Here is a 14,079-nt window from a genome sequence, read left to right as displayed (position 1 = left end):
GCCCTACCCCCCCCACCTGGGGACGACGATCCCGTCGAAGGACGACCCGCCCGTCACGTGAAGATACACGGCGCATGCCGTAAGGATGACGACCGCCAGGAGCACAAGCCAGTCGCGGGGGGCCATCTTCAACTCAAGGTAGGCGTCGCCTTTCTTTTTGGCGCTGAATCCCCGGGACTCTAACGCCATGGATACGTTGTTGGTGTTTCTGATGGTTGTCAGGAATATAGGCGTAAGCAGCGGGATATATTTCCCCGCCCGCTCCCGAAACGTTCCGGCTCCGAGGTCCAGTCCCCGACTCTTCTGAATCCGGGCGATCTGGCGGGCCTCCTCCATGATGAATGGGAACAGGCGCATGGCGTACGACAGCGAAAAGCCGAGACGATACGGGACGCCCAGCCGCCGGAGGCTGACCGTCAGCTCGTCCGGTGTCACCAGCGCCACATAAAAAAGTCCCGCAAAAATCATAGTGTCGAGCTTTATGGCGTTGGCCACGCCGTAGAGCATCCCCTCCATGCTGAAAATCCCAAGCAAGACCGTATCCCCCACCAGAAAAATAGACCAGATCACCATCGAGAACATCGCGACGACGAGGGGAATGAGCCAGAACCTGAGAATGACCGATGTCACCCCGGAGACGAGGCCGAAAAGGAGCACACAGACTGCGGCTACCGCCAGCCACCATATATCCCAAAGCATCACCAGGACGGCAAAGGACCCCACCAGAACCGCCAGGTTCGTCCTCGGGTCCAGACCGTTCCCGCTCCGGGTACGGGCGATTTCAGACATTCGCCGCCTCCCCCGACGCGCCTGTGAGAAAGAGAAACTCCTCGGCGGTGAGTGTCGGAAATCCGAAGACACGACCCAGCTCGATTTCCCGGGGCGGGACGATACCCGCACGGCAGAGCAGCTCGTCTTGACAGAACACATCCCGAGGGGTGCCGTCGGCCATAATGCGCCCCTCGGAAAACAGCAGCACCCGTTTCGCATATCGCGCCACGACGTCCATATTATGGGTGATAATGACGATTGTGTGTCCCGATCTATTGAGCGCCGTGACCACCTCCATCATGTCGTTGATCTCACCGTAGTCGAGGCCGGTGGTCGGCTCGTCGAGTATCAGAATGCGTGGGCCCACCGACAGGATCGATGCCACCGCCAGCCGCTGGCGCTCTCCTTTTGTCAGCATAAACGGATCCTCCTCGATGCGGTCCCCCAGGCCCACCACGTCGAGGACCTCCTCGACCCGACGGCGTATCTCCTTCTCCTCCATTCCCCGGATCTTCAATCCGAACGCCGCCTCGTCATACACCGTCTCGGAGAATATCATGCGATCGGGATTTTGGTGAACAAATCCCACAAGCTCGGACAGTTCCCGGGGAGTCCGCCTCGTGAGACTCGTCCCGTCAACCCTTACCTCCCCCGAATCCGGAACGATCAAGCCGTTCATATGACATGCCAGCGTCGTCTTGCCGCCGCCGTTGGAGCCGATGACGGCGACGCACTCTCCCGGATGAATATCACAGGAAAGCTTTTCAAAGAGGCGTTGTGGGGCCCCCTGATACCCGAACGACACATCGGAAAACTCTATGATGGGAGGCCCCGTTCGGGAAGCTTTCTCGGTGTCTTTTTGTTCGATGTCGGATATACGCTCCGGCACAAAGCACAAGCCCCTCTCCCGGGCAAGATCGATCGCTTCCGCTTCGACCAGAGGGACCGGACCCGACAGGAGCGGGGCAAGGCAGGCGAGGTGGGGAAGCGGCCTGAGCCGGTGGGCGTCGATGAGGGATTGGTCCGTCAGGATATCTCCGGGAGACCCGACCGCCGCCACCCGACCGTTCTCCAGCACCACCACCCGGTCCGCACCGACCAATCGGTCGGTGTCGTGGGTAGCCATAATCGCCGTGCTCCCCCGCTCATCCCCCAGTCGCCTCACCAGCTCCAGCATCTCGTCCGCCCCCTGGGGATCGAGGTCGGTGGTCGGCTCGTCGAAGATAAAAAGCCGGGGCTCCATGGAGAGCACCGACGCCACCGCCAGTCGCTGTTTCTCTCCACCGGAGAGGGTCGCGGGCACGCGATTCGCCTTCGATTCCAGTCCGGTGAAGGCCAGGGAGTCTTTCACCCGTCTTACGATCTCCTGACGGGAGAGCCCGAGGTTTTCCGGCCCGAACGCCGCCTCTATATCGACCCGGGATGAAAATATCTGCGTCTCAAAATCCTGAAACACCATCCCGAGAATCCCGGCGAATTCTCCCGGAGGGCGCACATCCGTCCTCGAGCCGAAGATCTCGACTGAGCCTTCCATCCCACCCCGTATCAGATGCGGGATGAACGAGCCGACCGCCGCCATGAGGGTCGACTTTCCCGCGCCGCTTCGCCCCACCACCCCCACAAGTTGGCCCGTCTCCACCTCCAGGTTGATATCAGAAAGCGCCTCTTTTTCGGCCCGGCGGTAGCGAAATCCGAGACTCCGTGTTTTGACTGCGGGTGATCCGTTCACGAAGCCCCTACAACATCGCGCCGATAAGAATAATCACCAGGGCGATCAGTCCGATGATCGGCACACCCGTCCCTCCGAGTCCCTCCATCTGTCCCGGCACGAGGTTTTCCGTCACCAGGAAATCGGCGTTATAGATGCCCACCGAAACGATGAAACAGAGCACCAGGCCGCCGACGGCGCCGATCCACATCAGCGCCCCCCCCAGTTTGGGGAACCGGGATACGGACCGGTCCTTCTCATCCATGATGTCCACCCATACCAGGTCCCAGCGGTTCAGGCGCCGGGCAAGCAGACCGATCAATACGACGCCCAGGATCGCCGGCATCAGGATATTATTGAAAAAGACGATGGAGGCGAACACCGCAAAGGGAAAGACCTTATGAATATCCATCCCCCAGGAAATCACCAGAGAACACGCGGAGCTGGAGAGAACGACGATCAGAAGAAACTGGAGGACCTTCTTGAATGCGCCGTCATCGCCGATGACGCCGTAGGAGCCCTCACCTCCCTTAAGCCACCCCCACTTCTCCATGAGCTTGTAGCCCATAAACCCGAGCAGAAAATTCCCCACAAATCCATAGGGAGAAATGATCGTGAGCATGCCGCCGAATATGTCACCGATGAGGTTGCCGATGGCGGCGCCCCATGCCCCCGCGGGACCGAAGAACATCCCGAATACCACCGGCACCACGACGCCCGGCCTGATCTCCGTGAAACCGGGAATGATGGTGGCGATCTTGAACGGAATCATCACCGCAACATAAATGGCCGCCGTCAACGCCGTCAGCACCACCATCTTTGTGTACTTCCACTGGGTAAAGATCTCTTTCATCTCATACATCCTTTATGAACAGAGTGAACGCTTGGATTCATTATGAGACAGGAATCCCCCTGTCCGACCTTTCTAGGTCGTCTTCATGACAATGCTCAGGATAATGTTCGCCGCCTCGTCGCCCCGGTCCGCACAGTTTGAGAGGTGACGAAAAATCTCCCGCATCTTGAGCATGTAAACCGGGTCCTCCCCCTTGAAGAGGTCCGACAGGGCCTGCCGATACGCATTCTCCATGTAGTTTTCGTTCTTTTTGGCCTTCACGGCGTGGTCGTTGGCGATCTTCGGGTAGTTCTGCAGGTGCTTGATGGAGAGAACCAGCTCCTCGGCGGCCTTGATCATGATACTGATCATCAGCTTGATGTGGTCATCGGCCTCGACATGATAGATATCCAGCTCGATGACGGTGGAGTTCGCATAGTCGAGCACGTCATCCAGGGCGCGGGAAAGCTGGAAAATGTCCTCCCGGTCGATGGGCGTGGCGAAGGTGTGGTTCAGCTCCTCGATGAGGATCCGCCTGATTTCATCCCCCTCCCTCTCCAACTGCTTGACCCGATTGGCGCACCCCTCGCACGGGTGTTCCGCAAACTCCCTCAGCGCCTCCAGCCCCTTCTTGGCCTTCTCCGCCTGATCGAGGAGCAACAAAAAAAAGTCCGGTTTCTTCTTAAAAAAGCCCATGGATCATTCCAAAATTTCTATTTATACATGTATATTTATAACAGCAACTATCTGGATTTCTCTTGATTCTGCTTACGCTCCAGATTTCCATGTCTCTTTCACATGTTTCAATTTTCAAAAATACTGACAAACGACCTTTCCACGATCTCAAACGACAGTGTATTTCCCGATATGTCTTCCTTTTCTTCCAATTCAAAATCAACCTCTATGATTTCCACAACGAGGTCCACCGGCATCGAAGAATCAACGGCGTCTCTCAACAATCCACTTGCACAAAATGTCTGGCTTTGGGTTTTCGCCTCTTTCGGCGCCAATGTGATCACTGAGGTGTCTTTATCCATTATTGAATTTCCACGGCCGGTTCTGCAATAAAAGCACGCTTCCAGAACAACCGTTACCGCGTGATCGTTGTTGTTGAATACCCGCACCTCCCAGAGTATCTCTGTTTTTGAGTCGCCGATCTTTACGGCTTCATAACATTGTGTCGTGATAAAAACATTTTCCTTGTTTTCCGCCGCATGCACAATCATAGCAATAAAAATACTGGAGAGGATAGTTATGAAAATAATTGTCTGTCTTAACACTCTAATCCTCCCCTCCGCTACATTTCCCCACATGCTGCAAACAACGATGCATCGTCTCCATACCCCCCGATCAACCCATTCCGTTACATTGTCGGTGATCACATCAAATTATTTTTATATTCCCATATTTGAGAAATATCTGTACCACGAAATATATGTTTCAAAAAAGCCCATATCGTGTCACAAAAGTATAATGAAGTAAAAAATATATCACACCGCCTATCGCCGTCGTGGCGGGAATCGTAATCAACCAGGTGGCGATAATGTTCCATACGACGTTCCACCGAACGGCGCTCACCCTCTGGGCGGTGCCCGCTCCCACGATGGAGGATGATATCACCTGGGTGGTGCTCACCGGGAATCCGAGCAGCGCCGAGGCGTATATGACCGACGCCGACGATGCCTGGGCCGAGAATCCGTGTACCGCGCGCACCTTATAGATGCTCCCCCCCAGGGTTTTCATGATGCGCGACCCGCCGATCAGCACCCCCAGGGCGATGGCCCCGGCGCAGCTCACCTTGACCCACAGCGGCACATAGAACTCGCCGCCCCCCCTGTAGAACAGTCCCACCACCTCCGGAGACAAGGGATAGAGAATCACAAGGGTCAGGGTGATAATTCCCATTGTCTTCTGGGCGTCGTTTGTGCCGTGGCTCAGCGCCAGCGCGGCGGAGCTGAAAACCTGCGTACGCAGAAACAGCTTCCTCACCCTCATCGGTGAAACCCGGCCGAACAGCAAATACGAAAGCCGGGTCAGCAAAAACCCTCCCAAAAGCCCGATAATCGGAGACATGATCAGCACCAGCAACACCTGGGCTATCTTGAACCAGCGGATCGCGTCGTATCCGGCGGATATCAGCACCGCCCCCAGTATTCCGCCGATCAGTGCATGTGTGGAGCTGGAGGGAATTCCCCGGAGAGCCGCGGTTATATTCCACACCAACGCCCCGAGAAGGGCCGAAAACACCACCAGCACATCGATATCGCCGGCCCTGACGATGCCGGTAGTGAACGTCGCGGCCACGGCGGTTCCCAAAAACACCGCACCGATGAATTCGAAAAAGGCGGCCAGAATCAGCGCCGTCCTGACTCCCATGGCCCCGGTATATACCATCGTGGCCACAATCCCGCCTGAATCGTTAAAACCGCAGGTGAACTCAAAGACCAGGGCTGTGACGACAACGGCCAGCACCAGGACCAGAAATACCGATTCTATAACGCGTCCCCTCCCTCTATGCGGTGGTCAGATGAGCTTTACGGTCAAAACCGGACAAATCGCACCCCGGAGAACCCGCTCCGCCGTGCTGCCGAAGAAAAAACGGTCAATGCCTTCCGTGCTGTGGGCCCCCATAATCACAAGATCTATGTTCAGTTCGGGAATGATGGCGCTGATTTCCCGATAGGCGTTTCCTGTGCGTATTACAACCTCATATTTTACGTTCCCGGCGAAATATGTTTCGCAAAAAGAAGTGAGCTTCTTGTGAGCGGCATTGATGACTTCCTCTTCGATTTTCTCTATGGATATATGAGGTATCTGAAGGCTCCCGAGATCCTCAACATCCCGGGCCACATACATCACGATAAGCTCCGCCCCGAATTTTTCCGCGACCGTTCGAGCGTACTCCGCAAGCAATTCTGAAGAATAGGCGATGTCAATCGGTACGAGAATTCTTTTAATATCCATACAAACTATTCACCTCCTGAGGCCTTCTGTGAGATTTCCATAATACATTGAGAAACAGTGAAAACAATGCGTGGAAGGACCATTCGCTCCGATACTCCGTCATCGCATGGTACCATATCGGCTCTGTTAAAATCAAGAGGAATTGTATTATTGCCTTGACAAATTTGATAAATTATATTATATATGATACGTAATTATATATAATTATATGATATTTTCATCATATTTAAGATATATTATATAGAATTCAAAGTATGAACAGATGCTTCACATGGGCGATGGTGATTATACTGTTCATCGCCCCGACGGCGTTTGCCGGTTCAGCCGCCGACGACCTGGTCTCGGCCGAGGCGGAATACCAGGCACTGCTGAAATCCGAAAAGCGCTCATCCACGAAATCCCTGTGGACCCAGGTCATTGCATCTTTCGAGGAAGTCGTGGATGATCATCCGGACTCTCCAGAGGCGCCGCTTGCGATTTTTCGCCAGGGCGAGCTGTACATGGAGATGTTTACCTACTCCATCACCCTGGGAGAGCTGCTGAAAGCGGAAAAGGCCTTTCGGCGGGTCATTGCGGATTATCCCGATCATGAGCTTGCGGATGAATCCCGAACAAAACTTTTAGAGATAGACGATCTTCGCACGAATAACTGTCTTGTTCGGGTGACCCCCGAGACGAACCTGGCGGGGCTGTTGATTCCGGAGGAAACCGAAACCACGGAAGTCGAAGAGACAAAGGAGCCGTCCAAAAAGGAATCCAGAAGAGAGAAAAGGAAGAACAGGAAGACCGAGGAACCGGCGGACACTGATATCCCGAATCCGAACGATGAAAACACGCCCGTCGATCCGATAGAGACCATCATCGCCGAGGAGACGATCGTTCCCGAAACCATCGTTCCCGAAGAAACCGAGCCGGCACCGACGGAAACCGAAACGGTCACGGAAGCACCGTCCTCCCCTGAACCGGTCATCGCCGCCGAAACGTCGATACCGACGAACGATGCCGAGGAATCCTTCGGCATCGGATCTCTGGAATCGGAAGGCTCGCCCCCGGAAGAGGAAAACCCTGAGCCGCTCCTTTTGCCCGTGTCCGCCCTGTCGGAAGTGGAGGATATCGGCTCCACACACGATAACGACGAACGGGTGTATGACGCCGCGTCACCGGTGTATACCGACGGGCTTCCCCAACCGACAACCGTACCTCCGGTGCCCGAAGATTCCCGTCCGGAGAGTCCGTCGAGCCCGGTGGATTCGTTATATTCAAAATATCAGGAAGACAATGGAGGAACCCGCATGTTGACACCCGCAGCACCCTTGGCGTCGACGACCGTGGTCACCGGCATCCGGTATTTCACCGACACCGACCACACCCGCATCGTTCTGGATACCGACAATGCCGCCGCTTTTTTTGATTCCAGGCTGCCCGAAAACAGCGACCGGGGCCTGCCGCCCCGGATATACATCGACGTCTTCGGTGCGGAACTGTCCCTCGATCGCACCGGCCCCATCGATATCGACGATGGGTTTGTTCACGCCATACGCTGGTCCCAGTACAACTCCGAAACGGTCCGGGTCGTGATGGACCTCGAAACTCCCCGGGATTACCGCATCTTCACCCTGTCGGACCCGCACAGGGTGGTCGTCGACATCATGCACTGAAACGCCCCATCGTCTCCTGAGAACAATACGCGGTCCGGGGATCTTTCCTCCCTCCTCCCTCCGGGCTGTCCGTCTCACACCGTCAATCTGTCTCCGAGAGGCTCAGTTTGCCTTCTTTCAACAGATCACGAAGCTCAACCAGGGCGCCCAGCACCAATACCTGATTCCAGGCGATAAGCACCTTGTAAGTCCCCCTGCCGCCGCGAACCAAAGGATGCAGCATATCCCAGTCCGTCTGGTTGAGCTGTTCCGGCTGCCACCCCTCGATGTCGGATAACTGGAGATTCTTTCTGCCCTGAAATCCGTTCAAGAGCTGGAAACAGCACGATATCATCGGCAGGGCGATAAACCGATACCGATCCTCTCCCAGGTATATATCCAGCTTCAGAAGATCAACGCCGATCTCCGCACCGTAAAAATCCAAATGATGGTGGGCCACCGACACCGACGTCATCGCGAACGTGGATACCTTCTCCCTTCCCAGAGGCGTTTTTGGATCGAAGGCCGCATCATAACTCCATACCCAGTGCAGCACATAATCGGCCACGGACACCGCCGCCTCGATATACCTCCGATCCCCGGTGACTTCATACGTCCTGAGCAGGAGCTTCAGGACAATAACGCCCCCCTCTTTGTCGATGCAGTCGCTGTCCAGGGCGTCGGCCAGGTATTCGCCCTCCTCCACCACCTTCTTTATATAATATTCCACCGACCTCAATGCGCTCTCCTTGTACGATCCTTCGCCGGTCACCTCGAAGAGGTCGAGGAGCATCCAGGCGATATACGCGCCGTTTGTGCCCCGATCGTCGAAGATCGAGCCGTCAAGGTTCACCACCCTGCCGAAGTTTCCGTCATCCTTCTGATTGTCCATCAATATTCGCGCGGCGGCGGCGACATAGTCGAGATACTCCTTGTTTTCTGTCAGGCGATAGAGCTTCAGGTAGTGAACGCCCATCTCTCCCAGGGGCCTCAAGGGGACCTTTTCGGTCAAATAGCGGGGAAACGCCAGGAACGCCCCGCCCCATTTTTTCTGTCTGAGGTGATAGCAGACCCAGGCCAGCCCGTTTTCAAGCCTTCCCTCCAGGAGAAAGTCGGCGATTTTCTTCGCCTTCTCCTCCTCGCCCAGGCGATGCAGAAGATACGCCCCCTGGATACCCTTTTCGAGGAATCCACCCCCGACCACGTCGTAAATGGTCCTCTGGAGCAGAAAGCCGTTGTTCCTACCCCGGCGGATGCCAAAAATGTCTCCCTTCTCATAATAGAGATAGTCGGAAAGGTGTCTCCTCCTCAGCTCGATCTGCTCGGTGAGTGCTTCCTCTGTGATCGCAATCGCCTTCGGACCGAAGGCGATTGCGGCGGCCCGGAACACCCGGTAATAATCGAGGCGGTCGCCCCGGTAGAGATAAAACTTTCGCTCATACGTCAGCGTTCCATCGGAATGAACGTACCGGGGTTTTTTCCTCCCGTACGCCAGCCCCAGAAAGCCCTTGGCGATGTAACGTTTGGGGCTTTCGACGGCGGGAAGCGCGGCAAAGAGTACATGCCCCCCATCACTTTTTCGTATGCCCCCCGAGGTGATATGTCGGGGACCCACCGCCGGCTCCACGAAGACGCCCGCAACGTCTGTTTCCGACACGGCGAAGAACGCCCCGGGAATTCCCATCCGGTCCTCGCGAAACTCCCAGCCGGAATCGATCCCCCCCCGGGGGAAATGGCCCGTGCCGTCCCTGTTCTCCCGGTACAGTACTGCGGGGACGATCCAGTCGTCGAAGAACCTCCCGGTGTCGTGCTCGAAGAACAGCCGGTACCTTCCCCGTCCCTTAATGTCCCACCGGCGGGTGATCTCGTCGATGCCGTCGGATACCTCCCGAACGGTGTCTGTCACCGTCGATCCGTCGGCGAAGTGATACACCTTCTTCCCCGCTTCTTCTTCCACGGAAACGGGAAAGGGCGCCGAGGCGCCCTTTTTATGGTAATAGCGTAATGCCGTCATATGTACGGTATCCTCGTCAGGCCGCCACCAGATTCTCGAAAATCTTCACCGCCTTCACGGCGTCCTCACCGAAGGCGTCCACCTTCATCTCATCTGCCAGTTTTTGAGACGTACATGCGCCTCCGATGGCGATTTTGACCTTGTCCCGCAGTCCCGCCTCGGACAGCGCATCCACCACATCCCTGATGCTGCCGATCATGGTGGTCAAAAGCACAGACAGGCCCACGGCCGTGGCCTGGTTTTCCTTGACCGCGTTTACGATGTCCGTCTCGGTAACGTCGACACCCAGATCGATCACCTTGAAATCCGCCGCTGAGAGCATCACACCGACGATGTTCTTGCCGATATCGTGTATGTCTCCCTTGACCGTGGCCAGAACGACCGTGCCCTTCTTGCCCATCGTCGACGCGTCCATCTTTTCCTCGAGTATCTGCATGCCGTCCTTCATTATCTCTCCGGCGAGAATCAGGTCCGCGAGAAAATACTCGCCGCTTTCAAAACGCTCGCCCACAACCACCATCCCGTCACCCATACCCTCCTTGATGATTTCCCAGGGAGCAACTCCCGCATCCAGGCAGGCCTTCACCGCATCCTGAATCGTATCCAGGTCGAGTTCAACAATGGCTTCTTTCACTTTCAGCAGAGTCTCGCTCATGACCGCTCTCCTTCGTATGGATTAATTGTGTGATTGTTTTCGCTCTACGGTTCATCGGCTCCGATACGCGAGGACGATTCTGAAAGCCGAGTCCTGCGTATCATAACATAAAACCGGTCGACGTGAAATAAAAAATCCTCAGCTCCCAGGCGCCGCCGCATCACGGGATGAGGCGGTGATTTTTTCCGGTTGAAGCTGTGACGAATACCATGTCGGTCCGTCGCCCGCCCCCACAGGTGATCCGGGCGATAAAATATCTCACCGTACTCCGTTCGTTTCGGCTTCGCATCGCGGTATGCGGGAAAAGCTCGAAACGCCGCCGATAGTCGAGGAGCGGTGCTGCACTCCGTCGGATTATCGATATCTGCCGTATTCCCGGGCGCAGTTGATCATCATCCTGAGATTCTCAGGTCTCGTATTGGGCGGCGCCTCGCACCCGGAGCTGAGGATAAATCCACCCCCGGCGGCGCAATCGTCGATGAAGCCCTTGCACTCCCGCTCTATATCCTGGGGCGTTCCCTGAGCCAGGGTCAGGGGTTTCACCATCCCCTTGATGCACAGGGTCTTTCCCACAACCTCCTTGGCCTTTTTCATGTCGGTCACGTCCAGCTCCATCACGTAGCGTTTCGGGGTCAGCTCGGTGAAGTGATCCAGAAGCGGCGCCCAATCCCCGTCCAGATGAAGCAGGACGATGAAGCCCGCATCGGTGTAGCTTTCGGCCATTTGTTTGTACCAGGGCCACTGGATCTTTTCGAATATCTTCGGATTGACGAAGCTCGCGGAGAACTTGAGGGACGGCATGAAGATATATTTCGCTTTCAGCATTTTGGCAAGCTGGATGGTTCGTTTGACGAAGTCTCCGGTATATCTTTCGTTGAGCTCGATGAGCCGCTCGGGGCGTTTTTTCAGGTCGACGAAGCCCTTGTTGGCACGGGCGAACAGCATGATCTCCGCGGGAGTGTAGGAGACCATATCCCCGAAGGGGACCACATCCCAGGTCTCTTTGACCTTCCCCATGGCCCTCATGTACTTCACGACGTCGATGGTGAGGTTCTTCACGACCCTCCCCACCCCCACCCGCTCGAAGGTGCGCAGGACCGAAAAACCCTTATTCATGATGTCGTCATAGAGGGTTTCATCCCCCTGGGTTTTCTCGAAAAACTGGGGGATGGAGTCTTTCGGGAAGCGCCAGTCGAAGTAGAGGGCGGAATAGAGGACCGGGTTGATGTTGGAATGGGCCAGCAGCATCGGTGCCAGGTTCATCACGTCGAACCCCTGGTCATAGAACTCATACGATTTTTTGCTCGCCTCGAAAAAGGTTTTAATATCCCAGCAGTAATCGTAGTAGCTCACCTTTGCCACGTCGGCGTGGTGCCAGATCATGAAGGGTCCCACCGGTACGTGATCCGGCTCCTGGAGATTGATGGTTTTTTCTACGCGTTCCCACGAGTTCATGACGTCACCTCACGATAAAAAGATGAGATCTAAAGGGTGCTGCAGTCAAGCCGCGTTCGGTGCCCCCGTAATACGAAGAGCACAACGCGATGATATCTTCTATGTTAGAATCGACGATCCTGTAAGTCAAGGGACAACTCCGCCCCGCGGCAAAATAAAATGATCTTTTTTGTGGTGAATTAATATCGATATATCGACCCCACCTATTTTAAAACAGTGATACACCGCCGCCCCCGGCTGAGATCCCGTGACCCGTCCAAACAAAAAAAGGGAGGCGTCTTTTGGGACGCCTCCCTCCTTCATGCTATTTGTGTGGCGCCGATCAGGGAACGATGCGCTTTTTCCGGTAGGCGGTCATATAGTTTTTGCAGTAGTCGTCCTTTCCCACGAGCATCTCAGAGACGATCACGGCGGTCATCAGCTTATCGTCCAGCGGGTCCACGATGGCGGCGGTCAGGCCGGCGCCGATGGCAAGCGCCATGAAGGTCCGGTTGACCAGGAACCGCTCGGGCAGGCCGAAGGAGATGTTGGAGAGGCCGCATATGGTATTGACGCCCTCGAGATTTGCATGGATGCGCCGAATGGTTTCCAGGGCGATGATTCCCTTGTCCTGCTCGGCGCTGACCGCCTGGATGAGGGGGTCGAAGTATATCCGCTCCCGTTTCACCCCCAGCTTTTCCAGGGCTGCAAGCATCCGCTCGGCGTTGTCGTAGGCCTCATCGGTGTTTTTCGGGAGGCCCTTATCGTCCATGCACAGGGCCACGATGTCCGCCTCCCGTGCCTCGATAACCGCCTTCATCTCCTCGAATTTCTTGGTCTCCAACGTCACCGAGTTGATCATCGGGGTTTGTTTGACTTTGTCGATATTCTTGAGGATGACCTCACTGCTGGAGCTGTCCAGGGCGATGGGGGCGTCCACGGCGTCCTGCACCACATCCAGCATCCACGTCATGTCCTCCACCTCCCGGTCCGGGTGGGCGCCGGCGTTCACGTCGATAATGCCCGCCCCGGCCTCGAGCTGGTTTTTCGCCTCCTCGGCGATCAGGGCGGCGTCCTTGTTTTCCAGGGCCTCCCGGATGCGCTTTCTGGTGGCGTTGATGCGTTCCGCTACAATCAACATGGTATGTCTCCATCAGGATATCTGGTATGCGAATTCCGCATACCCTATCACAGACGATCTTCCTTGTCAATCTACAAAGCCGCGCCGTCCCCCACCGCCTCCAGGGCCATGACGGTTGGAAGGATCATCTTGAATACGCCCCGGCTCTTCTCATCGAGGGCGTCGTCGGGGGATATCCAGAATGACTCGGTCACCTCTCTGTTTTCGATGCCCGCCCGCTGCCCCTCGGGGAGCATCGTCTTTAAAAAGACGGTATAGAACCGCTGGGGTGAGAACTCCGGGGTAACGAAGAGCTGGACGAACTCAAACCTATGGGCCGGAAGGTAGAGGTTGTGCTCCGCTACCAGCTCGTAGAATCGCTTGGATGAGACCGGGAGGAGGCTCCGGAAGCGCTCCGCCACCTCCGGGGAGACCGGATTGCCGCCGGAATCCTCCAAAAGCAGCACCCCCGCCTCCTCGAACAGCTCCCTGATCGCCGCAGGGTAAAAGGAACGGGGATCGATGGGGACGTCGCCGTAGTCGGATAACGGCAGGGGCGGGATATCCTCAAGACCCGTGATACGCTCGAAGACCATATCCGTATGGTCGACGACATCCACCCGCCCGCCGGGGAAGACCACAAATCCGCCCAGAAAGCTCATTGTCTCGGGCCGCCGGGTTAGAAAGACCTCTCGGCCCTCCTCCCCCTCCCGCACCAGCACCACTGTGGCGGCGGGCTTCGGAGTTACGGGAGGTTTGGGTGACATGGTGTGCGATGTCCTTTCATTCCGAGAAGCACTATTTCGTCCGGTTTCGGGCGAAGGCACGTTTCTCAACTCAAATCATATAGTATTACGATAACAACAATCCGGTGAAATGTCACCCCGTATCGGCGTCTTTTTTATGAAAATAATCCGGCCGCACCCCGATATTGAGGCGCGGCC

Annotated in this window: 13 protein-coding genes; 1 reads left to right on the top strand and 12 read right to left on the bottom strand. The window is 56.1% G+C overall.

Annotated features, from left to right (window positions below):
* Positions 1-3: 3 nt before the first annotated feature.
* The 7 genes from JW885_04080 to JW885_04050 form a co-directional block, all read right to left on the bottom strand.
* Complete coding sequence (locus JW885_04080) at positions 4-789, bottom strand: energy-coupling factor transporter transmembrane protein EcfT (protein MBN1881331.1); 786 nt, start codon at positions 787-789, stop codon at positions 4-6.
* Positions 782-2,500 carry an energy-coupling factor ABC transporter ATP-binding protein gene (locus tag JW885_04075; protein MBN1881330.1) on the bottom strand — a complete coding sequence of 573 codons (1,719 nt, stop codon included), beginning with the start codon at positions 2,498-2,500 and terminating at the stop codon, positions 782-784. Before JW885_04075 ends, JW885_04080 begins: the two co-directional genes overlap by 8 nt.
* Before the next feature lie 7 nt (positions 2,501-2,507).
* On the bottom strand, positions 2,508-3,332 hold the full coding sequence (locus JW885_04070; GenBank protein ID MBN1881329.1) for a QueT transporter family protein: 825 nt from the start codon (positions 3,330-3,332) through the stop codon (positions 2,508-2,510).
* Between the two features lie 72 nt (positions 3,333-3,404).
* Positions 3,405-4,007 carry a DUF47 family protein gene (locus JW885_04065; GenBank protein ID MBN1881328.1) on the bottom strand — a complete coding sequence of 201 codons (603 nt, stop codon included), beginning with the start codon at positions 4,005-4,007 and terminating at the stop codon, positions 3,405-3,407.
* 107 nt (positions 4,008-4,114) lie between these two features.
* Positions 4,115-4,591 carry a hypothetical protein gene (locus JW885_04060; protein ID MBN1881327.1) on the bottom strand — a complete coding sequence of 159 codons (477 nt, stop codon included), beginning with the start codon at positions 4,589-4,591 and terminating at the stop codon, positions 4,115-4,117.
* 160 nt (positions 4,592-4,751) lie between these two features.
* Positions 4,752-5,783: an inorganic phosphate transporter gene (locus JW885_04055; GenBank protein ID MBN1881326.1), complete on the bottom strand. Its 1,032-nt coding sequence runs from the start codon at positions 5,781-5,783 to the stop codon at positions 4,752-4,754.
* A gap of 51 nt (positions 5,784-5,834) precedes the next feature.
* A complete protein-coding gene (locus tag JW885_04050) occupies positions 5,835-6,275 on the bottom strand; it encodes a universal stress protein (GenBank protein ID MBN1881325.1) in 441 nt (146 codons plus the stop codon).
* A gap of 254 nt (positions 6,276-6,529) precedes the next feature.
* Here JW885_04050 and JW885_04045 point away from each other — a divergent pair, with 254 nt between their 5' ends.
* On the top strand, positions 6,530-7,933 hold the full coding sequence (locus JW885_04045) for an AMIN domain-containing protein (GenBank protein ID MBN1881324.1): 1,404 nt from the start codon (positions 6,530-6,532) through the stop codon (positions 7,931-7,933).
* 82 nt (positions 7,934-8,015) lie between these two features.
* Here JW885_04045 and JW885_04040 read toward each other — a convergent pair whose 3' ends face one another.
* The 5 genes from JW885_04040 to JW885_04020 form a co-directional block, all read right to left on the bottom strand.
* The gene (locus JW885_04040) at positions 8,016-9,926 is read right to left on the bottom strand and encodes a hypothetical protein (protein MBN1881323.1); all 1,911 of its coding nucleotides are present in this window, start codon (positions 9,924-9,926) and stop codon (positions 8,016-8,018) included.
* Positions 9,927-9,942: 16 nt separating this feature from the next.
* Positions 9,943-10,581: a cobalamin-dependent protein gene (locus JW885_04035; GenBank protein MBN1881322.1), complete on the bottom strand. Its 639-nt coding sequence runs from the start codon at positions 10,579-10,581 to the stop codon at positions 9,943-9,945.
* 354 nt (positions 10,582-10,935) lie between these two features.
* Positions 10,936-12,036, bottom strand: coding sequence for a hypothetical protein (locus JW885_04030; protein MBN1881321.1), 1,101 nt, complete (start codon positions 12,034-12,036; stop codon positions 10,936-10,938).
* A gap of 322 nt (positions 12,037-12,358) precedes the next feature.
* Entirely contained in the window at positions 12,359-13,156 is a 798-nt protein-coding gene (locus JW885_04025; protein ID MBN1881320.1) for a dihydropteroate synthase, read from the bottom strand.
* A 71-nt stretch (positions 13,157-13,227) separates the two neighbouring features.
* Entirely contained in the window at positions 13,228-13,902 is a 675-nt protein-coding gene (locus JW885_04020) for an NUDIX domain-containing protein (protein ID MBN1881319.1), read from the bottom strand.
* Positions 13,903-14,079 lie beyond the last annotated feature (177 nt).

This window comes from Candidatus Zymogenaceae bacterium (assembly GCA_016931225.1).
GTDB lineage: Bacteria > Desulfobacterota > Zymogenia > Zymogenales > Zymogenaceae > JAFGFE01.
This window is presented reverse-complemented; position numbering and strand designations above follow the sequence as displayed.